The 23,323-nt window shown below is 61.2% G+C and carries 27 protein-coding genes and 1 pseudogene; 18 read left to right on the top strand and 10 right to left on the bottom strand.

Features of this window, described 5'->3' with window-relative positions; translation table 11 throughout:
* Positions 1-115 precede the first annotated feature (115 nt).
* Both rpmA and rplU read right to left on the bottom strand, forming a co-directional pair.
* Positions 116-382 carry a 50S ribosomal protein L27 gene (gene rpmA, locus ACGVKB_RS09335; protein WP_392351405.1) on the bottom strand — a complete coding sequence of 89 codons (267 nt, stop codon included), beginning with the start codon at positions 380-382 and terminating at the stop codon, positions 116-118.
* 44 nt (positions 383-426) lie between these two features.
* Entirely contained in the window at positions 427-804 is a 378-nt protein-coding gene (gene rplU / locus ACGVKB_RS09330; RefSeq protein WP_392351403.1) for a 50S ribosomal protein L21, read from the bottom strand.
* A 131-nt stretch (positions 805-935) separates the two neighbouring features.
* Between rplU and ACGVKB_RS09325 the strand changes: the two genes are divergently transcribed.
* From ACGVKB_RS09325 to kaiC, 3 genes are all read left to right on the top strand, one after another.
* Complete coding sequence (locus ACGVKB_RS09325) at positions 936-1,820, top strand: circadian clock protein KaiA (protein ID WP_392351401.1); 885 nt, start codon at positions 936-938, stop codon at positions 1,818-1,820.
* Positions 1,817-2,188: a circadian clock protein KaiB gene (gene kaiB / locus ACGVKB_RS09320; protein WP_392351399.1), complete on the top strand. Its 372-nt coding sequence runs from the start codon at positions 1,817-1,819 to the stop codon at positions 2,186-2,188. The genes ACGVKB_RS09325 and kaiB overlap by 4 nt, the downstream gene beginning before the upstream one ends.
* Positions 2,189-2,254: 66 nt before the next feature.
* Positions 2,255-3,793 (top strand): circadian clock protein KaiC, encoded by a 1,539-nt coding sequence (gene kaiC / locus ACGVKB_RS09315; RefSeq protein WP_392351397.1) that lies wholly within the window; start codon positions 2,255-2,257, stop codon positions 3,791-3,793.
* A 9-nt stretch (positions 3,794-3,802) separates the two neighbouring features.
* Here the strand turns inward: kaiC and ACGVKB_RS09310 are convergent, their stop codons facing one another.
* The gene (locus tag ACGVKB_RS09310) at positions 3,803-5,854 is read right to left on the bottom strand and encodes an ATP-binding protein (protein ID WP_392351395.1); all 2,052 of its coding nucleotides are present in this window, start codon (positions 5,852-5,854) and stop codon (positions 3,803-3,805) included.
* Complete coding sequence (purD, locus tag ACGVKB_RS09305; protein ID WP_392351393.1) at positions 5,854-7,188, bottom strand: phosphoribosylamine--glycine ligase; 1,335 nt, start codon at positions 7,186-7,188, stop codon at positions 5,854-5,856. Before purD ends, ACGVKB_RS09310 begins: the two co-directional genes overlap by 1 nt.
* Before the next feature lie 57 nt (positions 7,189-7,245).
* Between purD and ACGVKB_RS09300 the strand changes: the two genes are divergently transcribed.
* The 9 genes from ACGVKB_RS09300 to ACGVKB_RS09260 all read left to right on the top strand — a co-directional run bounded on the left by ACGVKB_RS09300 (position 7,246) and on the right by ACGVKB_RS09260 (position 15,355).
* Positions 7,246-8,094 carry a hypothetical protein gene (locus ACGVKB_RS09300; RefSeq protein WP_392351391.1) on the top strand — a complete coding sequence of 283 codons (849 nt, stop codon included), beginning with the start codon at positions 7,246-7,248 and terminating at the stop codon, positions 8,092-8,094.
* Positions 8,091-8,843 (top strand): phosphoribosylaminoimidazolesuccinocarboxamide synthase, encoded by a 753-nt coding sequence (gene purC / locus ACGVKB_RS09295; RefSeq protein WP_392351389.1) that lies wholly within the window; start codon positions 8,091-8,093, stop codon positions 8,841-8,843. Before ACGVKB_RS09300 ends, purC begins: the two co-directional genes overlap by 4 nt.
* A 42-nt stretch (positions 8,844-8,885) precedes the next feature.
* Positions 8,886-11,054, top strand: a complete 2,169-nt coding sequence (locus ACGVKB_RS09290) for a BamA/TamA family outer membrane protein (protein WP_392351387.1) — start codon at positions 8,886-8,888, stop codon at positions 11,052-11,054.
* Positions 11,054-11,890, top strand: a complete 837-nt coding sequence (gene lpxC / locus ACGVKB_RS09285) for a UDP-3-O-acyl-N-acetylglucosamine deacetylase (RefSeq protein WP_392351385.1) — start codon at positions 11,054-11,056, stop codon at positions 11,888-11,890. The genes ACGVKB_RS09290 and lpxC overlap by 1 nt, the downstream gene beginning before the upstream one ends.
* Before the next feature lie 14 nt (positions 11,891-11,904).
* Positions 11,905-12,360, top strand: coding sequence for a 3-hydroxyacyl-ACP dehydratase FabZ (gene fabZ, locus ACGVKB_RS09280; protein WP_392351383.1), 456 nt, complete (start codon positions 11,905-11,907; stop codon positions 12,358-12,360).
* A gap of 4 nt (positions 12,361-12,364) precedes the next feature.
* Positions 12,365-13,201 (top strand): acyl-ACP--UDP-N-acetylglucosamine O-acyltransferase, encoded by an 837-nt coding sequence (gene lpxA / locus ACGVKB_RS09275; protein ID WP_392351381.1) that lies wholly within the window; start codon positions 12,365-12,367, stop codon positions 13,199-13,201.
* Positions 13,201-14,379 carry a lipid-A-disaccharide synthase gene (gene lpxB / locus ACGVKB_RS09270; RefSeq protein ID WP_392351379.1) on the top strand — a complete coding sequence of 393 codons (1,179 nt, stop codon included), beginning with the start codon at positions 13,201-13,203 and terminating at the stop codon, positions 14,377-14,379. Before lpxA ends, lpxB begins: the two co-directional genes overlap by 1 nt.
* Positions 14,379-15,011 carry a peptide-methionine (S)-S-oxide reductase MsrA gene (gene msrA, locus ACGVKB_RS09265; RefSeq protein ID WP_392351377.1) on the top strand — a complete coding sequence of 211 codons (633 nt, stop codon included), beginning with the start codon at positions 14,379-14,381 and terminating at the stop codon, positions 15,009-15,011. Before lpxB ends, msrA begins: the two co-directional genes overlap by 1 nt.
* Before the next feature lie 158 nt (positions 15,012-15,169).
* Positions 15,170-15,355 carry a hypothetical protein gene (locus tag ACGVKB_RS09260; protein WP_392351375.1) on the top strand — a complete coding sequence of 62 codons (186 nt, stop codon included), beginning with the start codon at positions 15,170-15,172 and terminating at the stop codon, positions 15,353-15,355.
* Positions 15,356-15,372: 17 nt separating this feature from the next.
* On the opposite strand, the gene ACGVKB_RS09255 is transcribed toward ACGVKB_RS09260, so the two are convergent.
* Genes ACGVKB_RS09255 through ACGVKB_RS09230 form a run of 6 tightly spaced genes read right to left on the bottom strand, consistent with a single transcriptional unit; the run spans position 15,373 to position 19,442 of the window.
* Positions 15,373-15,612, bottom strand: coding sequence for a hypothetical protein (locus tag ACGVKB_RS09255; RefSeq protein ID WP_392351373.1), 240 nt, complete (start codon positions 15,610-15,612; stop codon positions 15,373-15,375).
* Between the two features lie 3 nt (positions 15,613-15,615).
* On the bottom strand, positions 15,616-17,088 hold the full coding sequence (locus tag ACGVKB_RS09250; protein WP_392351371.1) for a leucyl aminopeptidase: 1,473 nt from the start codon (positions 17,086-17,088) through the stop codon (positions 15,616-15,618).
* A 51-nt stretch (positions 17,089-17,139) separates the two neighbouring features.
* The gene (locus ACGVKB_RS09245) at positions 17,140-17,712 is read right to left on the bottom strand and encodes a GIY-YIG nuclease family protein (RefSeq protein WP_392351369.1); all 573 of its coding nucleotides are present in this window, start codon (positions 17,710-17,712) and stop codon (positions 17,140-17,142) included.
* Between the two features lie 2 nt (positions 17,713-17,714).
* Positions 17,715-18,302: a hypothetical protein gene (locus tag ACGVKB_RS09240; RefSeq protein WP_392351488.1), complete on the bottom strand. Its 588-nt coding sequence runs from the start codon at positions 18,300-18,302 to the stop codon at positions 17,715-17,717.
* A gap of 47 nt (positions 18,303-18,349) precedes the next feature.
* Positions 18,350-18,697: a hypothetical protein gene (locus ACGVKB_RS09235; RefSeq protein WP_392351367.1), complete on the bottom strand. Its 348-nt coding sequence runs from the start codon at positions 18,695-18,697 to the stop codon at positions 18,350-18,352.
* A 40-nt stretch (positions 18,698-18,737) separates the two neighbouring features.
* Positions 18,738-19,442 carry a LuxR C-terminal-related transcriptional regulator gene (locus ACGVKB_RS09230; RefSeq protein ID WP_392351365.1) on the bottom strand — a complete coding sequence of 235 codons (705 nt, stop codon included), beginning with the start codon at positions 19,440-19,442 and terminating at the stop codon, positions 18,738-18,740.
* A gap of 136 nt (positions 19,443-19,578) precedes the next feature.
* Here ACGVKB_RS09230 and ACGVKB_RS09225 point away from each other — a divergent pair, with 136 nt between their 5' ends.
* From ACGVKB_RS09225 to ACGVKB_RS09200, 6 genes and pseudogenes are all read left to right on the top strand, one after another.
* On the top strand, positions 19,579-19,908 hold the full coding sequence (locus ACGVKB_RS09225; RefSeq protein ID WP_392351363.1) for a DUF1825 family protein: 330 nt from the start codon (positions 19,579-19,581) through the stop codon (positions 19,906-19,908).
* 42 nt (positions 19,909-19,950) lie between these two features.
* Positions 19,951-21,198, top strand: coding sequence for a tyrosine--tRNA ligase (tyrS, locus tag ACGVKB_RS09220; RefSeq protein WP_392351361.1), 1,248 nt, complete (start codon positions 19,951-19,953; stop codon positions 21,196-21,198).
* An 86-nt stretch (positions 21,199-21,284) separates the two neighbouring features.
* On the top strand, positions 21,285-21,710 hold the full coding sequence (locus tag ACGVKB_RS09215; RefSeq protein WP_392351359.1) for a nucleotidyltransferase substrate binding protein: 426 nt from the start codon (positions 21,285-21,287) through the stop codon (positions 21,708-21,710).
* On the top strand, positions 21,707-22,021 hold the full coding sequence (locus ACGVKB_RS09210; protein ID WP_392351357.1) for a nucleotidyltransferase domain-containing protein: 315 nt from the start codon (positions 21,707-21,709) through the stop codon (positions 22,019-22,021). The genes ACGVKB_RS09215 and ACGVKB_RS09210 overlap by 4 nt, the downstream gene beginning before the upstream one ends.
* A gap of 72 nt (positions 22,022-22,093) precedes the next feature.
* A complete protein-coding gene (locus tag ACGVKB_RS09205; protein ID WP_392351355.1) occupies positions 22,094-23,107 on the top strand; it encodes a phosphotransferase family protein in 1,014 nt (337 codons plus the stop codon).
* A 59-nt stretch (positions 23,108-23,166) separates the two neighbouring features.
* Positions 23,167-23,323: pseudogene (locus tag ACGVKB_RS09200) on the top strand (orotidine-5'-phosphate decarboxylase); the annotation flags it as partial.

The raw sequence follows: 23,323 nt of genomic DNA, 5'->3' as shown, positions 1-23,323 counted from the left end.
CCTTCCGCGGTGACGGGGAGTTCAGACAAACCAAAGCCCCAGTCACCTGATGGTGCTGGGGCTGATGGTCATGGGTCAGATCGCCGTGTGCCGACGAGCTTGGGGGCCGACCGGCTCAAACGGCAGCGGTGATGTTGATGCGCTTGCGGTTGCGAAGGCCGCGGCGAATGGTTTCGAACTTCACCACACCAGCGGTGAGGGCGAACAGGGTGTCGTCCTTTCCTTTGCCGACATTGATGCCAGGAAGGACAGACGTTCCGCGTTGGCGGATCAGGATCGAGCCAGCGCTCACGGACTCACCGCCATAGGCCTTCACACCCAGGCGCTTGGAATTGGAATCGCGTCCGTTACGTGTTGAGCCTGTGCCTTTCTTATGTGCCATGGGGGAGGGGAAAAATAGGAACGTGCGTGTCAGAGGCTGAGGGATCAGCCGATGGCCTTACCGCCCACTGTGATGGATTCCACCATCACACGGGTGAGCTCCTGCCGGTGACCATTTTTGCGCCGTGTTTTCTTCTTCGGACGCATTTTGTAAACGATCAGCTTGGGGCCACGGCGATGGGCCATCACCTTGAGCTGAACGGTGGCGTCCTTGACGTAGGGCTTGCCGAGGTTGGTTCCGCTTGCATCCTTCACCAGCAGAACGCTGTCCAGCGTCACAGTGGAGTCGACATCGGCTTGCAGGCGATCGACGTCGTAATAGCGGTTGGGCTGCACCCACAGCTGAGTGCCAGAGGCCTCAACGATGGCGTAGGCATCAGCGGATTCAGGAGGCGCCGCAGCTGCGGTCTTGGATTCGGCCATTGGGAAGAAGACGCGGTCAGGCACGGTCGAAACCGATTTGGCCTGATCCGCAATCGAAAGACAAACAAAGATCTTCGGGCTTTAAGTCCCCCCCCGTCAAGATCTCAGTACTGACAGATACCTGACCACCGATGGCAGGGCCGGCCCTCACCATTGCTCTGCTGCTGCAGACCGCAGACTTGGTTGATGCGTGTCGGCAGTGGTTGCCGAACAGCCGTTACAAGCCAATCGAGGTCGACCTCGGAACCGAACTTGATCTCGCGAGTGTTCTCGAGGCCCATCAGGACGACGTCGACGCCGTTGTGGTGGAACAACAGTTGCTCAACGAGCCACAGCGCAAGCAGCTGCTGAATCAGGGCTTGCTCTTTCCGGCGGTTGTCGTCGGTGAGACGAAGGGAACAGTCGACTATCACCCCGAGGAGCTGCATCTGCCCGACGACCAGCTGGAACAGCTCAGCTACAACATCGATGCCGCGATTTCGCGGTTTTTGCGCCAGGGACGTGCCGACGGTCGCTCCGATGAGGCCGACCGTTCCACCGAAGCGGTTTGGAAGTTGTCCAGTCGTCTGCAGGAGCGGCTGGGGTACCTCGGTGTTTTTTACAAAAGAGATCCGTCCCGCTTCCTGAGCAGCCTGCCGAAGGAGGAACGGCAGGAGCTGCTGCAATCGCTGCAACGCACCTACCGGGATTTGTTGATTAGCTATTTCCGGGATCCGGCCGCTGCCAATCAGGCTCTGGAGAGCTTTGTGAATACAGCATTTTTCAGTGATCTACCGATCACTCGAACCGTCGAAATCCATGTTGATTTGATCGATGGCTTTTGGAAACAGCTTCGCCTGGAAGGGCACAAAAATGATTTTCTTCAGGATTATCGGCTTGCACTTCTTGATGTGATGGCTCATCTGTGTGAGATGTACCGCCGCTCGATTCCACCCGATATTCCGATCACAGACACAGCATCCGTTCGTGCCCAATCCACCCCACAAGCGATCGACAGCACGGAGGTGTCGTCATGAGTCCACGTAAGACCTACATCCTCAAGCTTTACGTTGCCGGGAATACCCCCAACTCAATGCGCGCTTTGAAAACGTTGCGCAACATTCTGGAGACAGAATTTCGTGGCGTTTATGCCTTGAAAGTGATTGATGTCCTCAAAAATCCCCAGCTTGCGGAAGAGGACAAAATTCTGGCGACCCCCACCCTGTCCAAGATCCTTCCCCCGCCGGTGCGCCGCATCATCGGTGACCTTTCGGACCGCGAACGGGTGCTGATTGGACTTGATCTGCTGTACGACGAGTTGTCTGACAACGCCTTGACCGGGGGATTTCTGGATGATCTGAATGACCTCGATGAAGGGGCTCCAGCGATCACGTCTGATTCTTAAGCCGAGTGGTGCGGCAGTCCCCAACAAGCGTCTCTCTACCTAGCCTGATTCCATGAGTGTGTAGCTATGCAGTTCCCTCCCACCAGTGGCACGGCTCAAATGCAAGTGCAGAAGCTCCCCACGGGTATTGAGGGCTTCGACGATGTCTGTCAGGGCGGTTTGCCCATTGGTCGCAGCACGCTGATCAGCGGAACATCTGGGACGGGTAAAACCGTGTTTTCGCTGCATTTTCTGCACAACGGCATCAAGCATTTTGATGAGCCGGGCATCTTCGTCACGTTTGAGGAATCCCCGCTCGACATCCTGCGAAACGCGGCCAGTTTCGGCTGGAACCTGCAGGAGATGGTGGAGCAGGACAAGCTGTTCATCCTGGATGCCTCACCCGATCCCGATGGACAGGATGTGGCCGGCAGTTTTGATTTGTCCGGCTTGATTGAACGGATCAATTACGCCATTCGTAAATACAAGGCCAAGCGGGTTGCGATTGATTCGATCACGGCTGTGTTTCAGCAATATGACGCGGTCTTTGTGGTCCGTCGTGAGATTTTTCGTCTCATTGCCCGGCTCAAGGAGATCGGTGTCACCACGGTGATGACCACCGAACGAATTGATGAATATGGACCGATTGCCCGCTATGGCGTTGAAGAGTTTGTCTCCGACAATGTGGTGATTCTCCGCAATGTGCTTGAGGGAGAACGCCGCCGCCGCACGGTTGAGATTCTCAAATTGCGGGGCACCACCCACATGAAGGGGGAGTTCCCCTTCACGATGGGAACCCACGGGGTCAGTATCTTCCCGCTCGGGGCGATGCGCCTCACACAACGCTCTTCCAATGTGCGGGTCAGCTCGGGTGTGCCCACACTCGATGAGATGTGCGGGGGCGGCTTCTTCAAGGACTCGATCATCCTGGCCACCGGGGCGACAGGTACCGGTAAAACGTTGTTGGTGTCCAAATTCATTGAAGACGCCTGTCGTAATAAAGAGCGTGCGATTTTGTTCGCCTATGAAGAGTCCCGTGCTCAATTGCTGAGGAATGCCACGAGTTGGGGCATTGATTTTGAACAGATGGAGCAGGATGGAGTCCTGAAAATTATCTGCGCTTATCCCGAATCGACTGGCCTTGAGGATCACTTGCAGATCATTAAGACCGAAATCAGTCAGTTCAAACCGTCGCGAATGGCGATTGATTCCTTGTCAGCCCTGGCCCGTGGTGTCAGTCACAACGCCTTCCGTCAGTTTGTGATTGGCGTGACTGGTTATGCCAAGCAGGAGGAGATCGCCGGCTTCTTCACGAACACCTCTGAGGAGTTCATGGGCAGCCACTCGATCACCGACTCCCACATCTCCACGATTACCGACACGATTCTGATGCTCCAGTACGTGGAGATCCGTGGTGAGATGGCCCGTGCCTTGAATGTGTTCAAGATGCGTGGCTCTTGGCATGACAAACGGATCCGTGAGTTTGTGATCACGGGGAACGGACCCCAAATCAAGGACTCGTTCTCGAACTTCGAGCGCATCATTTCGGGTGTGCCGCACCGTGTCACCACCGATGAGCGCAGTGAGCTCTCCCGGATTGCCCGGGGTGTGTCCTCTGAGGACTGATCTCAGGATTCAGATCAACTGCTCGGTCTCGGATCGCCGTTCAGCCCGCATTCTGAGCTCATCGGCATCGGCCTGCTCGAGCGGGAGGTCGAACCAGAACGTGGTTCCGATGTCCAGTTCACTGATCATCGAGACCTGCGCTCCGTGTTTCTCGAGGATGCCGCGGACGATCGAAAGGCCAAGTCCAGTGCCGACTTCGGTGTGAACAACGTTTTCGACGCGATAGAACCGATCAAAGATGCGCTCTTGGTCGGCCTGACTGATGCCGCAGCCCGTGTCGGATATTTCGACCCTCAGCCTGGGCAGAGGGGACACAAGGGTGCAGCTCGGTCCAGCGTCGTCCTCGTCTGAGGGGGGAAGCATCCGGCAGATGTCCGGCCAGGTGTAGGCGCGCAGAGCCAAGCGACCTCCGGAGCGGCTGAACTTCAGGGCGTTGCCGACGAGGTTGTCGAACACCTGCAGCAGCAAGTCCCAGTTGCCGAGAACGTCAGGCAGCTCAGGATCGACATCCAGGTCAAGGGCCACGCCTTTGTCCTCCGCATTGAGTCGGTAGGTGCGGAGGGTCTGCTCCATGGCTGGCCGCAGATTCATTGATTCGAACTGCACCGTTCGGCCCGACTCAAGCCGTGACAGGTCGAGGACGTCATTGACCAGTCGCGTCAGGCGATCGGTTTCATCGTTGGCCACGCCAAGGAATTCCCGCTTCTCCTCCTCTGTCAATTGATCACCGAGATCGTGAAGCGTCTCCACGTAGCTCTTGATGTTGAACAGCGGTGTTCTCAGTTCATGGGAGACATTGCTGATGAACCGGCTTTGCGCGGCATTGAGTTCGACTTCCCGGGTGAGGTCCTGGATCGTCACTGCGATGCCCTTGAGGCTTTCACCGCTCACATCGCGGACGGACTGGAGCACGATCCGCAGGGTTCGGGCTGGATCGCCAACGCTGCAGCGGAGGTCTTCACTGTCGGCACTTCCCCCGAGCAATGCATCGAGGGGACCATGGACCTCGATCGCGAGCAATTCGGGGAGTTCCTCGACGAGTTCGCAGCCTTCAAGGTTCCGTCCTTCCCAGCGGAAGAGGCGACGGGCGGTGGGGTTGGCCAGAACAACTCGGCCATCGGAGTCCAGCAGGATGGCTCCGTCGGCCATGGTCGCGATCAGCGATTGCTGTTTGACCTGGGCGGCTGTGAGTTCCTCGATGTTGGCTTCGTCATAGGCCTCCAGCTGTGAGGCCATGGCATTGAACCCCGTCAGCAGTTCCCCCAGTTCTCCCCCCACGGGCAGATCGATCCTGGTTTCAAAATTTCCGGACGCCACCGATCGCACGCCCCGGAGCAGCTCCTTCACGGGGCGGGTGATTGTGAGCGCGTTGAACACCGCGCCGAGGATCACCAGAATCCAGATCGAGATGAACACGGCAACGGTCACTTCCCTGGTGAGGGCTGCACTGGCCAGTGCGGTTTCGTTGGGATTCACCCCCAGACCCAGCACGCCGTAGTACTGACCGTTTTTGATCAGAGGAACGAAAACATCGGTGACCGTGCCCTGCGGTGTGAGGTGCTGACGGACCAGGGGATTCTGCGGTCGCCGCTTGAGTTCTTCGGGCAGCTCGAGGCGGCGGTTGAGGCGCAGCTCGCCTTCACCTCCCTGGGGTGTCGCACTGATTGGAATCCCGAGGTAGATGACACCATCGGGATCGGCGAAAAAGATGTAGCGGACGCTGCGGCTGGATCGCCAGAATTTTTCGGCCACATTGGCCAGCTCGCGGTCCTGACCTTCTGCAACCAGTTCGGTGACGTTGCCCGCCAATAACAGGCCGAGATCCCTGGCGTAGCGGGTGTCGTTCATCACGGCATCGCGCTGGATGCCGTTGAGGGCAAAAAAGGTGATGCCCGTCATCATCAGGCTCACCACCAGGGTGGCCACCGCCAGCAGCTTGGTCTGGAGGCTGAATTCAGCCCACCAGCTGCTGATCCGTTCCCACAGGTTTGGGTTCTCCGGATCAGGTCCGTTTCCGCTGTGCTGGGGAAGTGCCCATTCGGCTGTGGCCGGAGATGTCATTAACTCGAACGCACTTGATGTCCGATGTCGCGACGGTAGGTGATTCCATCGAATCGCACGCGGTCAAGGCCGCTGTACACAGCAGCGAAGGCGGAATCAAAATCGTTGGCCTGGGCGATCACGGCCAGGACACGGCCGCCGGAGCTGACCAGCTCCCCTCCTTCAGTCCTGCGGGTGCCGGCATGGAACAGCTGCAGGGTGTCGCTTGCGGGGAGGTCAATCTGGATGGCATCGCCTTTGCGCGGGGCCTCTGGATAGCCACAGGCCGCGGCAACCACGCAGGCACTGCAGGCGGTATCGATCGTGAGTTCCGGAGCGAGGTCGAGGCGCCCCACCGCGCAGGCCTGCAGCACTCGGGCGAGTTCAGGGCCCAGCAGAGGCATCAGGGTCTGGCATTCAGGATCACCAAAGCGACAGTTGAATTCGATCACCTGTGGGCCCGTTGCCGTGAGCATCAAGCCCGCATAAATCACGCCGCGGTAGTCGATCCCCCGCTGCTGAAGGGCCTGAAGCGTCGGTTCCAGAACGGTTTGTCGGACTGTCTCCAGTCCCTCGGCCGTGAGCAGGGGGGCCGGTGCGTAGGCGCCCATTCCTCCTGTATTCGGTCCACGGTCGCCGTCCTCCAGGCGTTTGTGGTCCTGCGCGGGAGGCAACAGCACCATGCGTTCGCCATCGCAGAGAGCAAACACCGAGACCTCGGGCCCCTCGAGGCGTTCTTCGAGCACAAGCTGCGCGCCGGCACTGCCAAAGCGCCCAGCGAAGGCCTCTCGGATTGCGGCAGCGGCCTCGTCCACGCTGTCGGCGACGGTGACCCCTTTACCGGCGGCCAGCCCATCGGCTTTGACGACGAGCGGTCGTCCGACCGTGTTCAGAACCTCCAGGGCTTCGGCTTCGCTGCTGACGGACCAATGACCGGCGGTGGGGATCCCGGCCGTTTGCATCAGTTGCTTGGACCAGGCTTTGCTGGCTTCGAGCTGGGCCCCTTCCGCACTGGGGCCGAACACCGCGAGGCCGCCTTGGCGCAGGGCATCCGCGACACCGGCTGCGAGGGGGGCTTCCGGTCCAATCACCACCAGATCAATGGCTTCGGCCTGGCAGTGGGCCATCAGCCCAGCGCTGTCGGTTTCCGCGATGGCCACCGCCTTGATGCCTGTGCCCTGGCTGGTGGAGTCAACGTCGTTGGTGCCGCCATTCCCGGGACTAATCCAGACCGCTTCGACGTCGGGGCAGCGCTGCAGGGCCCAGGCGAGCGCATGTTCCCGGCCGCCACCACCAACGACAAGAACGCGGTGCAGCGCAGGAAGGCTTGAGGGACGGGTGGGCGAGATGGCCATGGTTTCAGGCTGGAGCGGACAAGCCACTTAGGTTTCCTTTGTAGAACGCAGACCGTCATGGGGTTCGAGCCACTGCCGTTGTTGCTGTCGATGGCAGCGGCGGTTACGCCGGGGCCGTCTGCTGATCTGGCTGCTGTGCAACAGGCCTGTCTGACGGCGACGCAACAGGGTGATGTCGCCCAGCAGGAGGTGTTGCGGGATCGTTTGCTGGAGATGCATCCGAATCCCAAAGGTCTGCAGACCGTGCTGGCTCAGGCCCGGGCCTTGATGAGCTGTGGGTCACCACAAAGTGCCTTTCGGGTGTTGAGCCGGTATGGACCCAACAGCGAGGAGCGCCGTCCCTGGCTGTTATTGCGTTGGGAAGCAGCGGCCGCGTCGCTGGACCATCCCCGGGCAGCGTTAGCGCTGCGGCGGCTGGTGGATGGCGATATCCAGGCCCTGGAGCAGGAGCAACTGCCTGGACAACGCAACGGCTTGAATCAGTTGGCTTATCACGAGGCTGCGGCCGGTCAGTCAGGTGAGGCAGCGGCGGTTCTGCTGGTCGGACGGGCCGGCGGTCGGGTCGGTGCTGAGCGCCTGGGGCGTGCGGCGGAGCTGGTGGCCGATGAGAATCCGGAGCAGGCGGATCAATGGCTTGAGCAGGCGCTCGAACAAGCTTCCGCCGCCGAGGCTTGGGGGCAGGCGGTCGCGCTGCTGCAACTGCAGCTGCGGTTACAGCTCGCCGCTGGCGGCGATGGCGCCCGGCCCCGCGAACGTCTGCTTCGGCTGACGGCACGTCTGGATGATCGTTACGGCAGCTGGCAGCTGGATGGCAGCAGCAGTGCGACGGAGGCGTTGCCACGGTCTCCGCGCGACCCCGGTGGTCATGCTGCTGTAGGAGAACCATCATCTGCACCCTCACCATGAGGCCTGACCACGGAGAGCTGCTGTACGAAGGCAAGGCCAAGCGCGTCTTTGCCTCAGATCAGCCTGACCGTGTGCTGGTGGAGTTCAAGAACGATGCCACCGCCTTCAATGCCCAGAAGCGGGCGCAGTTGGAGGACAAGGGACGACTGAACTGCCAGATCTCAGCCCGACTGTTTGAAGCCCTTGAGGCCGCCGGGATCCCGACGCATTACCTCGGTCTGGCTTCGGAGACCTGGATGGTCGTTCAACGGGTTGAGATCGTTCCATTGGAAGTTGTGCTGCGCAACATTGCGACTGGATCGCTCTGCCGGCAGGCTCCGATCGCTGAGGGCACTGCGATCGATCCGGCCCTGCTGGATCTCTATTACAAGGACGATGCATTTGGTGATCCTTTGCTGACCGAAGCCCGGGTGCGCTTGCTGGGTTTGGCGGATGACGATCGTCTCTCCGAGATTGAAGAACTGGCCCGCCGCATCAATGCTGTGCTGACCCCGCTGTTTGCTGGGGTGGACCTCACACTGGTGGATTTCAAGCTCGAACTCGGTGTGAATGCAGCCGGGGAGCTGCTGTTGGCGGACGAGATCAGCCCAGATACCTGTCGCCTGTGGGATCGCCGCAACACGGACCAAAGCGCGCGCATTCTTGACAAGGATCGTTTCCGAAAGGATCTCGGCGGTGTCATGGAGGCCTACGGGGAGGTCCTCAAACGGGTCCAAGGCGTATGCCCTGATCCCCGCAACTGCCTGTAGGGTCAGCGCACGTTTTTGGGGCATCAGCCCAAAATCCACCCGATGACCCGACGTTCTTCACGCCGCTCCACGGTCACTGTTCGGACGGGTGTTCTCGGCCTGATGCTGGGCCTGCCTTTGATGGGTGGCCCTCTTCTGGCGCAGGAAACACCCACCGCCGCGGAGGCTGAAGAGCCGGCAGTGGAGGTCGCAGACCCTGTTGAACAGCCGCGCGTGCTGATTTCCGAGGTGCTGATTGAGGGCTTGCGGGGGCATCCGGAAGAAGAACGGCTGCAGATCGCTGCCTATGAAGCGATGGCGGTTCGTCCGGGCAATCGTGTGACCCGTGATGAATTGCAGCGTGATCTGAATGCGATTCAGGCCACCGGCTGGTTCTCGGATGCACGAATCACCCCGGTCGATGGCCCTTTGGGTGTGCAGCTGGTCGTTCAGGTGGAGCCTTTCCCCAAGCTCAGCCGGGTGGACCTGGATTCGGGCGCGGTTGACCTGCCGGATTCCGTCATTGAGGACACCTTCGCGTCCGATTACGGCCGGACCCTCAATCTGCGTGACCTGCAGCAACGCATGAAGACGTTGCAGAGCTGGTTCGCTGACCAGGGTTATTCCCTGGCTCGGGTGAGCGGTCCAGAACGGGTGAGCCCAGACGGTGTGGTCACCTTGAAACTCACCCAGGGAACGGTGAGTGCCGTCGAGGTCACTTTCCTGAACAAGGAGGGGGAAAACACCGACGAGAACGGCAAGCCGATCGGCGGCAAAACCAAGCCTTGGGTGGTGACCCGGGAAATCTCGATCAAGCCAGGTGACCCCTTCAACCGCAACAAGCTGGAGGCGGATATCAAGCGGCTGTACGGCACGCAGCTGTTCAGCGACGTCAAGGTGACGCTGCGACCTGATCCGGATCAACCCGGTGATGTGGCCATTGTGCTCGGCATCATCGAGCAATCCACCGGCCAGCTCTCCGGTGGTCTGGGCTACAGCCAAGGCCAAGGTGTCTTCGGCCAGGTGCAGGTGCAGGACACCAACCTGTTGGGCCGGGCCTGGAATGCAGGCCTGAATGTCACCTACGGCCAGTACGGCGGCCTCGCCAATCTCAACTTCACCGATCCCTGGATCTACGGCGACTCCCACCGCACCTCGTTCCGAGGCTCAGTGTTCCTGAGTCAACAGGTGCCGCAGGTGTTCCAGAGCGAAAACAACGGCAACATCCGCACGGTTGAGGACTACGAGGACAACGGCAACCGCAATGCCTACGACGTCCGCAACAAGAACAACCCCACCGACCGGAAGTTCAGCTCCGTCGACAAGGCACTGGACGTCGACCCCGATAAAAGCTGGTTTGAGTACGAGGGCGAGTCGATCGCTTTGCGCAAGGTCGGGGGCAACTTCTCGTTCTCCCGTCCTCTCAACGGTGGTGATCCCTTCAAGCAGACCCCTTGGTCGGCCCTGGTGGGAATGTCCTTCGCCAACGTTCGCCCGATTAACTTCTCCGCGGAGACCCGTCCCTACGGCGTGTCCACGAACAACTTCAAGCGGGGCAAGGTCAAGAACGACGATGTGATCTGCATCGCCTACAACTGCGCCGACAGCAACGATCTTGTTGGTGTTCGCTTTGCCACGACCTACAACACGCTGAATGACTCCCGGAATCCGACGAGTGGCAATTTCCTCAGCCTCAGCACGGAACAGTTTGTTGGCATCAATGAGGATTCACCGACCTTCAATCGTTTGCGTGCCAGCTACACGCACTTTTTCCCGGTCGATTGGCTGAAGATCCACAAAGGCTGCCGTCCGAAGCAGGGTGAAACCGCCGATTGTCCCCAGGCGATCGGAGTTCAGGTCAAAGCGGGCAAGCTGCTGGGTGAAGCCCCGCCGTATGAAGCCTTCTGCATGGGCGGTTCCAACTCCATTCGTGGTTGGTACGACTGTGATATGGGTGTGGCCAAAGGTTTCGGCGAAATCACCATCGAATACCGCTTCCCCATCATCAGCATGTTCTCCGGGGAATTGTTCTTCGATGCGGGCACCGATTTCGGAACCCAAAAGGATGTCCCCGGCAAGCCTGGGATCCTGTTGGACAAGGACGGATCCGGTGTGTCCCTGGGAACCGGTGTGATCGTGAAGACACCCGTCGGTCCGTTGCGCCTTGAGGTCGCCACCAAAGACTTCACCACCGACTGGCGCTTCAACCTGGGAGTCGGCTGGAAGTTCTAGTGACGCGTTGGCCCCAGAGCTATTCCGACAGTTGGACCCTGGCCAACTCGGTCGCCCGTGATGGCGTTGGTTTGCACAGTGGCCAGACGGCCACGGTGACCCTGCATCCCACCGATCGGCCTGGCTTTCACATCCGTTTCCCCGAAGGGGGCGAACCGATCCGTCTTGCGCCCGACCAGGTGCGTGACAGCCAGCTCTGCACCACGTTGGACTTCGGTCAGCGTCGGGTTGCCACCGTTGAACATCTGTTGGCGGCACTGGCTGGCTGTGGCCTCACCCATGTGGAAATCGAGCTTGGCGGCGATGAGGTCCCCCTGCTCGATGGCTCAGCCTTGGGTTGGGTCGAAGCGATCGCCGAGGTCGGTTGGACGGCGGCGCCGTCCCCGCGTCCACCGGCGCCCGTGCTCACAACGGCTGTGATCAAGCATCGGGGCAGCAGTGTGATCACCGCCACCCCAGCGGACCGCTTCGAATTGGTTGGTGTGATCGATTTTCCGCAGGCGGCCATCGGTCGGCAGCAGTTTTCGGTCGTGCTGACGCCGCAGACGTTTGTGGAGGAGATCGCGCCGGCACGGACCTTCGGTTTCCGTGACCAGGTGGAACAGCTGCGTTCCGCAGGCCTGATTCAAGGTGGAGGCCTGGATAATGCGCTGGTGTGTGATGGGGATCACTGGGTGAATCCCCCGCTGCGTTTCGCCGATGAACCGGTGCGCCATAAGCTGCTGGACCTGATTGGCGATCTCGCTCTGGTGGGTTTCCCCCAGGCGCAGGTGTTGGTGTATCGCGGCTCCCATGGCCTCCACACCGATCTTGCCGCCGCCCTTCAGTCCGCCTGACTCCCCCGACCGTTTTGACCGAATCGACTGCACCGGAGGTTCTCCTCACCAGCGAGCAGATCGCCGGGCTGCTGCCCCACCGCTATCCGTTCGCCCTGGTGGATCGGGTGATCGCCCATGAGCCCGGTGTTTCGGCCACCGCGATCAAGAACGTCACGATGAATGAGCCGCAGTTCCAGGGGCATTTCCCCGAGCGGCCTTTGATGCCCGGTGTGCTGATCGTTGAGGCGATGGCCCAGGTCGGCGGTTTGATCGTGACCCAGATGCCGGATCTGCCAAAGGGTTTGTTTGTGTTCGCTGGGATTGATGGGGTGCGCTTCCGCCGTCCCGTGGTGCCCGGAGATCAGATCGTGATCCATTGCACGCTGACCAGCCTCAAGCGCAAGCGCTTCGGCAAGGTCAAGGCTGAGGCGAAGGTGGATGGAGAGCTCGTGTGTTCCGGAGACCTGATGTTCTCCCTGGTGGATTGAGGGAATGACGGAAGGACAGACCGTGGATAAGCCCATCGAGATTCATCCCAGCGCCGTTGTGGACCCCAAGGCCGAGCTGGCCTCTGGAGTCGTTATCGGTCCGGGAGCCGTCATCGGTCCGGATGTGGTGATCGGTGCGAACAGCTGGATTGGTCCGCATGCTGTGCTGGATGGCCGGCTCACCCTGGGACGCGATAACAAAGTCTTCCCCGGCGCCTGTCTGGGCCTTGAGCCCCAGGACCTCAAATATCGCGGGGCTGACACGGAGGTGGTGATCGGTGATGGCAACACCTTCCGTGAGTGCGTCACGATCAACCGCGCCACGGAGGACGGTGAACGCACCGTGGTGGGTCACCACAACCTGTTGATGGCCTATTGCCATCTCGGCCATAACTGCGAACTGGGCGACAACATCGTGATGTCCAATGGCATCCAGGTGGCGGGCCATGTGGTGATTGAGGACCGTGCCGTTGTGGGCGGTTGCCTCGGGATCCATCAGTTCGTTCACATCGGCGGGATGGCCATGGTCGGCGGCATGACCCGTGTCGACCGTGATGTGCCGCCCTATTGCCTGGTGGAGGGCCATCCCGGTCGCGTCCGTGGACTCAACAAGGTGGGGCTGCGGCGGAGTGGCCTGGCCGCCCGCCATGACGGTGCTGAATTCAAGCAATTGCAGGAGATTTGGACACTGCTTTACCGCTCTGATCTGGTGATCGCTGAAGGCTTGAAGCTGGCCCGTCAGCAGACCTTGCTGCCCGCTGCCGAGCATCTCTGCGGTTTCCTTGAAGCCTCAATCGGCCCCAAACGCCGTGGCCCTCTCCCCGCCCAGGGGGGGCGCTGATGGTGCGGCTGCTGATCAGCACCGGTGAGGTGTCCGGTGATCTGCAGGGCAGCCTGTTGATCGAGGCCTTGCATCGCGAGGCCCGAGAACGAAATCTCCAGCTTGAGATTTTGGCCCTTGGAGGCCCCCGGATGAAGGCCGCCGGCGCTGAGCTTCTGGCCGACACCGCTCCGATGGGGGCGATCGGCCTCTGGGAAGCGGTGCCTTTGATTCTTCCGACCCTGCGGCTGCAGGCCCAGGTCGACCGGGTGCTCGATCAGCGTCCGCCGGATGCTGTTGTGCTGATCGACTACGTCGGTGCCAATGTCCGCCTCGGACGGCGCCTGCGCGCACGCCAGTCCAGCTTGCCGATCACCTATTACATCGCTCCCCAGGAATGGGCCTGGCGGTTCGGGGAGGGCAGTACCACCCAGCTGCTTGGTTTCACCGATCAGATCCTGGCGATCTTTCCAGCTGAGGCGGCTTTTTATGCCGAGCGCGGAGCCAAGGTGGATTGGGTCGGCCATCCCCTGTTGGATAGCTATGAGACCTTGCCGGATAAGGCGGCATCCAAAGCGGCGTTAGGGCTTCCGGCGGAGGCGCCGGTGCTGCTGCTTCTGCCGGCCTCCCGCCCCCAGGAATTGCGCTATCTGATGCCACCGCTGGCCCAAGCGGCGGCTCGCCTGCAGCAGCACCATCCTGAACTTCAGGTGTTGGTGCCGGCTGGTCTGGAGGCCTTCGAGCAGCCGTTGGCGGAGGCGCTCCAGCAGGCGGGGGTGCAGCGGGCTCGGGTGATTCCGGCCAACGAGGCCGATGCACTCAAACGTCAGGTCTGCGCTGCCGCTGATCTGGCACTGGGGAAATCTGGAACGGTCAATCTCGAGTTGGCGTTGCAGGGTGTGCCGCAGGTGGTGGGGTATCGGGTCAGCGGACTCACGGCCGTGATTGCCCGTTACCTGCTGCGCTTTCAGGTGGACCACATCTCACCGGTGAATCTGTTGTTGAAGGAGCGCTTGGTGCCGGAATTGCTGCAGGATCAGCTCACCGTGGACGCGTTGGTGGCGGAAGCCCTTCCCCTGCTGGAGGCCAGTGAGGCCCGCCAGCGCATGTTGGATGGCTACGACCGCTTGCGTGCAACCCTGGGCGAACCCGGTGTGACCACGCGCGCTGCCCGGGCGATTCTCGATCAGGTGGTGTGATGAAGGCTTGGTTCTCGGCGCTGGCGTTGCTCCTGACGTTGGCCTTGGCGGTTCCCAGTGCTGTGCAAGCGGCCGAACTGAAGACTGCGGTGTTCGCGGGAGGGTGTTTCTGGTGCCTGGAGCACGATCTTGAGCACTTGCCCGGAGTGGTGGAGGCCACTAGTGGGTACAGCGGTGGGCATGTGGATCAGCCCACCTATCAGCAAGTCAGTGGCGAGCGCACCGGTCATCAGGAATCGGTTGAGGTGCGCTTTGACCCCGAGCAGATTGCCTACGGCACGCTGCTGCGCAGCTACTGGCGCAATGTGGATCCGCTCGATGGCGGCGGGCAGTTCTGCGATCGCGGTGATTCCTATCGGCCTGTGATCTTCACCGGTGATGCTGAGCAAGCCCGGGAGGCGGAACGCAGTGCCGCCGCCGCTGCTGCTGAGCTCGGCCGTGATCGTTCCGATCTCAAGGTGGAGTTGCGTGAGCGCGCTCGGTTCTGGCCTGCCGAGGGCTACCACCAGAACTATGCCGAGAACAACGAACTTAAATACAATTTCTACCGATTTAGCTGCGGTCGCGACCGAAGGCTTGATGCTGTGTGGGGCGATCGCTCCCGCAGCGCAGCGCCCTGGTCAATCCCCTGAATCTGATTTAACTCTTAAATTTCAGCCCCGCAATCTGTTTAAAAGATAAAGCGGAAAAAACAGTCTTTTCAGAAAGTTCTCAGTGAACATACGGGTTTACGGCTATTCAGGCAACATCAAACTCTGTTTACGATGATCAAGTCCGGCGAGAGAGGTGTATGTATTTGCTGACCATTCGGGATGGTCTTGGAACCCGTCACATTGGCCCATATCCTTCCCCCAAGCACGCATCCGATGATCTGGATCGCGTCCTGAAGTCTTGTTCGGATCGTGCCCGTTGGCAGATCCATGCCTTGGAAATGCCCTCCAAGCAGGAAGCAGTCCTGCACGCTGTCGCGTCCTGAGGGGAGCGGATTCCGCCTTAGGACCGTTTGTTGCGACCAGGGAAGCCCTTGGTCATTCCGCTTTCGATCATCAAGCCGACCCCGGCGTTGATGCAGATCAGGCTGAGAGTGCCGGTCCAGAACCATTCCCCGGCTTGGCCGCCCATCATTAAGACCACCTTCCGGCTGACGGCTTCGCCAAACAGGCAGAGGCCCAGTGGGAGCAGAAGAACTCCCAATTGGGCCTTGAGATACCAGCGAACAGGTGAGCTGCTCATCGATCAGGCCGCCTGATCACAGACCCAATTCACCAGCGTGCGCACCCCGTAACCGGTTGCACCAGCGGGATTGAGGCCCTTGCCCTTGTCGCTCCAGACCGGCCCTGCGATGTCGATGTGAGCCCAGGCCGTGTCGTCGCTGATGAACTCCTTGAGGAACAGAGCGGCGGTGATGGACCCACCGGCGCGGGGACCGGTGTTCTTCATATCGGCCAGCAGGGATTTGAGGCCATCGCGGTAGGACTGGCGCAACGGCATCCTCCACAGCCCTTCACCGCCCGCTTTGGCGGACTGCTCCAAGGCTGTGGCCAGGCTGTCGTTGTTGCTCCAGAACCCGGCCATTTCATCGCCCAGGGCAATCACGCAGGCGCCGGTGAGGGTGGCCAGGTCAACCACGGCGTCCGGTTTCTGCTCACAGGCGTAGAGCAAGGCATCCGCCAGGGTCAGCCGCCCCTCGGCGTCGGTGTTGTTGATTTCGATGGTGGTGCCATTGGCGGCGGTGACGATGTCCCCGGGGTGAACCGCCGAGCCGTTGACCATGTTTTCGCAGGAGGCGACCACCATGTGCACCTCCACCCCGGCGGGCTTCAGTTCAGCGATGGCACGCATGGCTCCGATCACGGCGGCGCTGCCGCCCATGTCGAACTTCATCATGTCGATCTGCGCGGCGCCGACCTTGAGGTTGTAGCCGCCGGAATCAAAGGTGAGGCCTTTGCCCACGAGGGCCAGACGGCGTGTGACGGTGCCGGACGGCCTGTAGATCAAGTGGATGAATTTGGGGGGGAGATCCGATCCCTGGCTCACCGCCAGGTAGGCACCCATGCCCCGGGCCTCGCAATCGGCGCGCTCCAGCACCTTGAGCTCGAGGTCGTAATCGCGGGCGAGCTCAGCTGCGGTCTCGGCCAGGGCGGCTGGGGTCACCACATTCGGAGGGGCCGCGACGAGCTCACGGGCCAGTTCAACTCCGGCGCAGGTGGCAGCCACCGGCTCCAGTGCGGTGCTGGCGCTGCTGGGGAGTCCGATCAGCTCCAACGCCTCCGGGACCCGCCGGGGTTCGACGTCCTTGCGGAAGCGCTGGTCTTTGTAGAGGGCCAGCTGAACGGCTTCGGCGCTGCCGCGCGCGGCACCGGCTGGGTCCACCCCGTCCCAGGGCAGCAGCAGACCGAGTCGCCCACGGCGTCCCACCGCGGCCTTGGCGGCTCGGGCGGCGGCCAGGCGCAGCCCATCGAGATCGAGCTTTTCGGCTGCCCCCATGCCGAGCACAGCCACCTTGGCCGGTGCCGTCGTCAGTGGCGTCAGTACCACCTGCTCACTGGGTTTGCCCTTGAACTCCTGGGCCTCGAGGGCGGCTGTCAGGCCGGGGAAACGCTGCTCCAGCTGGGTGACCGTTCCAGCGGGATCGCCTTCGAGCAGGCCGACCACGAGCACATCACCGTTCCAGTCCTGCAGATCGGCTGAGGAGAGGGACAACCGCATCGGAGCTGCGCATCACAGGGAACGAGCGTAGCGAGAGCCCCTGCAGGGCCCTTAGGTCTCCACATGGAACGGGGTGGCCCAGCGTTGACGGGTCTCTTTGTTGAACGGCGGCTGCCAGCGCTGGATCAAGTGCTGTTCGAGGCGACGTCGCGCCCGGGTGTCGCTGGGGACATCGGTGCAGAAACGAATGCTGAGCTGAGACTCCAGACCACAGCGCTGCAGGGATTCCCCGTAGGCGGCGAGGTACGCCTTGCAGTCGTGATCGCCCTTCCAGCGTCGATCGGCTGCCCCTGTCTCGCCGACATAGAGCAGCAAGGGCTGGTCCAGATCGCTGGGGCGATCAAGCACCAGGTAGATCGCGGCTCCCTGGTGAGGACTCGTCGGCCAGCGCCAGAAGGTCAGCGGGAGCGGGGTGAGCGCCATCGGATCGAGGGTCACCGTTGGATTCGGGGGCGGGCTCGCGAAGAGATCCCCTTGGTCATCCGCTCGATGTTCGCCGCGGAACAGATCAGCCTGATGGCTGTGGATGCGCTGTTGCCAGGCCTGGAGTTGTGCCGGTTGCAGCGGCAGCTCCGCTGGCGCTGAGGTGGCGAGGGCCTCGCCATGGAAGAGGTTGCCCTGCACGGCTAACCCCGGCGTGGGGGCAGGGATGGGCTGGCGCGCCGTGCTTTGAAGCAGACCCGACCAATCAAGGCCTCGACGGCACTGGCTGGAAGGGAGAGGCGTGCCTGCAGGTCGGCGAGGTCGCGGAACCCTTGCAAGCGGCGTTCGCGGAGAAACCCCTGCAGACGCACCTCCGGCCAGTTCAGGAGCTGTAATTCCGCCGGCGCCGCATTGTTGAGATCCAGCGGGGCGCGATCCGGTTGCGGTGGGTCATCGCCGTACCAGTGAAAGATGAGGTGGGGATCCCAGAGCTGAACCAGGTCCGCTGGGAGCTCGAGCAACCGGATGAGATCGTCCGTGGAGGCGAATTGCACACCGCCCTGTTGGAGGCGCACCAGCAACACCGCCATGTCATGGGTGCAGCCGGGGAGTTGTTGCCAGTCGGCTTCGCGGGCGCGATTGACATCGATCGTCCAGGTCGGCGGTGCGGGGTCGACGACGGCAGGGTCGACGGCTGCATGGGCGACGGTGACGGCCGGCTTGCGCGGCAACTGACCGGTGGCCTCAAGCACACGCCTGGCCAGCGGGTCCAACCAGTGGCTGCGAGGCATCAGGCACAGCGGAAGTGGGCTGACCTTAACGAGACCCATGGAGCACGTCACTTCTTCAATGCCTTCACCAGGGCATCACACCCCCCCTGTTGCTTGATGTAGTCGGCTTTCAGGGCTTGGAAGTCGCGATGGCTGGTGACGGCTTGCCGGGAGGATGCCGCCACTTGTTTGGCCTCCAGGAACCGGTCGGCGAGTGCTGTCGCCTTGGCCTGGTTCATCGTTTTGGTGGTGCTGAGGCAATGGGCATTGGCCTCGGCAATCGTCACCAGAGCGATGGTGCGTTCGTCCTGGGCGAGGGCCGGACCTGCCGCCAGGCCAAGGAGGGTGAGTCCCAGGGCGGTCAGTCCACCGACCAGGCCGAGGCGGATCTGTCGGGCGTGGGTCCGGCTGGACATGGAGCAGGTGCATGGCTGGCCCCACCATCGCGCCTTGGCTTCAGCTCTTCCAGCGGGGGATCGGGGCCGGTGGGGAGACCAGATCGCGCTCGAAGGCGATCAGGACGGCCTGGGTGCGGTCCCTGGCGTCCAGCTTGCGGAAGAGGCTGCTGACCACGTGCTTGATCGTGTCGATCGACAGCGTCAGATGGTCGGCGATCTCAGCATTGCTCAGGCCGCGGCAGAGGCCATGGAGAACGTCTTCTTCGCGCACGCTCAGCTGCTCACTGAGGGGTGTGGGGCCTGAGCGGTGGTTGTGGTGGTGCTGGAGAACGCCTGCGATCAGTGGGTCGAGGTGGCTGCCATCGCTGTCCATCGCTTGCAGCACGCTCAGCAGCCCGCCGTTGCCCATGCGCTCATGGCTGCAGAGCCCATCGCAGCCGGCGGCGATCGCCGCCTTGATGGTGCTGAGCAGGGGCCGGCGAATCAGCATCAGGCACTTCAGCCGGGGATGGCTGGCCTTCGCTTTGGCGACGAGGGATGGCCCGGTGCCGCCTTGGTCGAGTTCTGCGGTGCAGATCAGCAGATCTGCGTCGCCTTGTGACAGGCAGGTGAGTGCTTCCGCTTCGGTGGTGGCGGCACCCACCAGGGGGCCGTTGCCCTCGAACACGACCACCATGCCGGTGATCAACACCCGGTCGCTGGAGGCGACCACCGTGCGGCGACCCACCAACCAGGGCCGGCTGTGGCCGGGCCGCTCACGCATGGTCGGGAGTTGGGCCGTGAAATTCACAGTGCGGTGGGGCAGGCACGTTCTGCATCGATGGCATGGGGTGAAACCGCACTGCCGCGGACCACGGAAACTCTGCAGAATTCTGCTCAAGGTTTGCGGTGTCGTAGCGATGGCCTTCTTTGAATCCGAGATCGTTCAGGACGAGGCCAAGCGCCTGTTCAGCGATTACCAGCAGCTGATGCAGCTGGGGAGCGAGTACGGCAAGTTCGACCGTGAGGGCAAGAAGAAGTTCATCGAGACGATGGAGGAACTGATGGGCCGCTATCGCGTGTTCATGAAGCGCTTCGAGTTGTCGGAAGACTTCCAGGCCAAGCTCACCGTGGAGCAGTTGCGCACCCAGCTCAGTCAGTTCGGCATTACCCCTGAACAGATGTTCGAGCAGATGAACAGCACCCTCGAGCGGATGAAGGCTCAAATCGAGCTGCCCCCAGCCAGCTGAACCGACACCCGTACGATCCTGTGCGCATACCAGAGCTGCCCCATGCCGGAGTCCACCCCGTCCCTGCCGCAGTGGCTGGCACGCGGCATGGCCGATCTGTTCCCGGCAGGTGATCCCGCTGACCCGGATCAGGCCCTGGCGGCACGGCTGGAGCAGGCCAACAAGGAGGGCCGGCCGCTGCGGGTGAAGCTGGGCATCGATCCCACCGGCAGCAACATCCATCTCGGCCACAGCATCCTGTTCCGCAAGCTGCGGGCCTTTCAGGATGCGGGTCACACGGCGGTGCTGATCATCGGTGACTTCACTGCGCGGATCGGCGACCCCACCGGAAAGAGCGCAACGCGGGTGCAGCTCACCAAGAACGAAGTGGCGGCCAACGCGTCCACGTACTTACGCCAGCTGGGACAGGATCAACCCAAGGAGACGGCTCTGCTTGATTTCGAAACCCCCGGGCGTCTGGAGGTTCGTTACAACAGCGAGTGGCTGGAGGGGATGGACCTGCCGGCGGTGATCGGTCTGCTGGGCACCGGCACCGTGGGCCAGATGCTGGCCAAGGACGACTTCTCCAAGCGCTACGGCAGCGGCACCCCGATCGCCCTGCATGAATTCCTTTACCCGCTGTTGCAGGGCTACGACTCGGTGGCGGTGAATGCCGATGTGGAGCTCGGCGGCACCGACCAGAAATTCAACGTGGCGATGGGACGCGACCTGCAACGTCATTTCGGCCAGGGCAAACAATTCGGCTTGCTGCTGCCGATCCTGGTGGGCCTCGATGGGGTCCAGAAGATGAGCAAAAGCCTGGGCAATGTGGTGGGGCTGGAGGAAGATCCGCTGTCGATGTACTCCAAGTTGGAGAAGGTCGGCGATGCGGCAATCAATGACTACGTGACGTTGCTGACGGATCTCGACCAGGGTGCACTGCCGGACAATCCGCGGGAGAAGCAGAAGGCGATGGCCCTGGCGGTGACGGCCAGCCGCCATGGTCTGGAGGCGGCCCAGAAGGCCCAGAGCGATGCCGCCACCCTGGTGGGCGGCAGCGGTGATGCTGGTGCCGATGTGCCCGAGGCGTCGTTGGCGGAGGTGAACTTCCCGGCGAAGGCCTTTTATCTGTTCAGTGCTGTTGGCATCTGCGCCAGCAGCAGTGAGGCTCGCCGCCAGATCAAGGGCGGTGCGGCACGTCTGGAAGGCGAGAAGATCACCGACCCCAACCAGGAGTTCGCCTCAGCGGCGGAACTGGAGGGCAAGGTGCTGCAGTTGGGCAAGAAAACTTTTCGGCGCTTGGTGCCCTGATGTCGACTCTTCATCCCGTAGGGCCGCCGCTCTGAACCTCCTGTAGCTGAGTTGATTCATTTGTTTGAGCAGGCGAGCATGGCCTTATGACCACGCCAGACATTCGCTGGATTCAACGGCTGGAGAATTTCCAGCGCGCCCTGTCCACGTTGCAGCGCGCGATTGGCTTGGCTCAGAGCCGGCCTCTTAGTGAGCTGGAGGAGCAGGGCCTGATCCAGGCGTTCGAATTCACGCACGAGCTGAGTTGGTTGTTGATCCGCGATTTCCTGGTGGACCAGGGAGTGGCAGGTATCAGTGGCTCGCGCGATGCGGTGCGTGAGGCGGTATCTCGGCAGATGCTGCCGCAGGGTGAGGAATCGGTGTGGATGGCGATGATCCGCAGCCGCAATCTCACGAGTCACACTTACAACCCTGCTGTCGCCCGTGAGATTGCAGGGCTGATTGTTGATCGCTACGGCCCGGTGTTTCAACAACTTGCCGATGTGATGCAGCGCAGGGTTGGCGAACGATGATTCCGGGCCTGCCTGATTCAGACAGCGCTGCTGTGTTGGCTTTGTTGAAGCAGCAGCCTGGCCTCGAACAGGTGGTGCTCTACGGCTCCCGTGCGATGGAGCGCTACCACAGCGGCTCTGATGTGGACCTTTGCCTGGTGGCCCCCAACCTCCAACTGGAGGATCTCCTGCTGTTGGGCGCTCGTCTCGACGATCTGCTGTTGCCCTGGCGGTTTGATCTGCAGCTTCAGCACTGCATCGATCATCCCGGCTTGCTCGCTCATATCGAGCGGGTTGGGGTGGCCTTGCTCAATTCACCGGCATCAACTTGACGATCAGAGGAGTGAGATCGAAAAAGCCAGATATCCCCCTTTTGGGGGATCCGCCGAGAGAGAACTGGCGCGATGGTGAGTTCATCCGAGCGACGAACATTGAAAGCGCCATGTCTTGAGGCTGAATGCAAATCCGATCAGCAAATTGCTGCTGATTTCTTGTCTTACCTGCAATCGGAATTTGAGGATCCTGTCGCGTATGAGGTGGAGCCGACGCGACTGACTGGAGGCTTCGATGCTCGGCTGTATCGCTACCAGCTTGTTGATCAGGAGCCACGGGTCCTCCGCATTGAGCGTCCTGAGCGCAAAGAGGAGGGGCTTCTATATCACCAGTTTGTGTATCAGACCCTGAATCAGCAGGGTCTCAAGGTTCCTGTGATTCATCATGTTTGTGGAGACAAATCGATTTTAGGTGGGGTCTTTGCGGTCATGGATCTCTTGCCCGGCCGAACTGTGTTTGAGCTGACTCCAGAGCTTCATGCCAAGGTCTTGGGTGAGTCGATGGCCACCATGCATGAGATGGATGTGAGGCCCATCGTTGAAGCCTTCAGGCAGTCTGATGTCCCTGATGAGCTGTATTTGAGTCCAGTTATTCATCAAAAGGCGTTGGATTCTTTGGAAGAAGTGCACCCTTGGGCTTCTGAATTGATTGGTTGGTTGCGCACTCATTTGCCTCTTGATGGGAGGGATCTAGCTGTGATTCATGGTGACTATCACGGGAATAATGTGATGTTTGATAATGGCTCTGTTTCAGGGATTCTGGACTGGTGGTTTTCTGTTTCTAATCCCGCTGTGGATCTGGCTCATGCAATGAATGTTTATCTGGTTTTCGCGCGCCAGATTGATCCGACGATGTCGCCTCATTTGTGGGATCAGATCATGGATGGGGTTCTCAAGGCTTATCAATCCATCAGGCCTCTAAATCACGAGCACATCAAGGCCTGTCGTGTATTTCACCTCTTTGTAGTCTTCATTGCCGGTGCCACTGGTGTTGGCCTCGAATTCACGCGAAAGCCTGAATCGCAGCGCGACTATCTGAGCTTCATTGAGCAAGCAACAGGCCTCACGCTGTCGCCCTCAGCCTGAATCTCGGTCGAGATCCACCTGCCGGGGGGACAGGATGGACGCCAGACCCCCCGCTTGCCTTGGCTCCGTCGCTCTCCGCTGACCCCTCCGATCGGATCATCGTTGCCCTCGATGGCATGGCGCCCGAGCAGGCGCTGGCCTTTGCCGGCCAGGTGGACGGGCTGCGCTGGGTAAAGGTGGGCCTGGAGCTGTTTGTGCAGGCGGGCCCGGAGGTGG

It is taken from the genome of Parasynechococcus sp. (assembly GCF_042954325.1).
GTDB lineage: Bacteria > Cyanobacteriota > Cyanobacteriia > PCC-6307 > Cyanobiaceae > Parasynechococcus.
The sequence above is the reverse complement of the archived record's forward strand: the minus strand, read 5'-3'. Positions and strand labels throughout refer to the sequence as shown.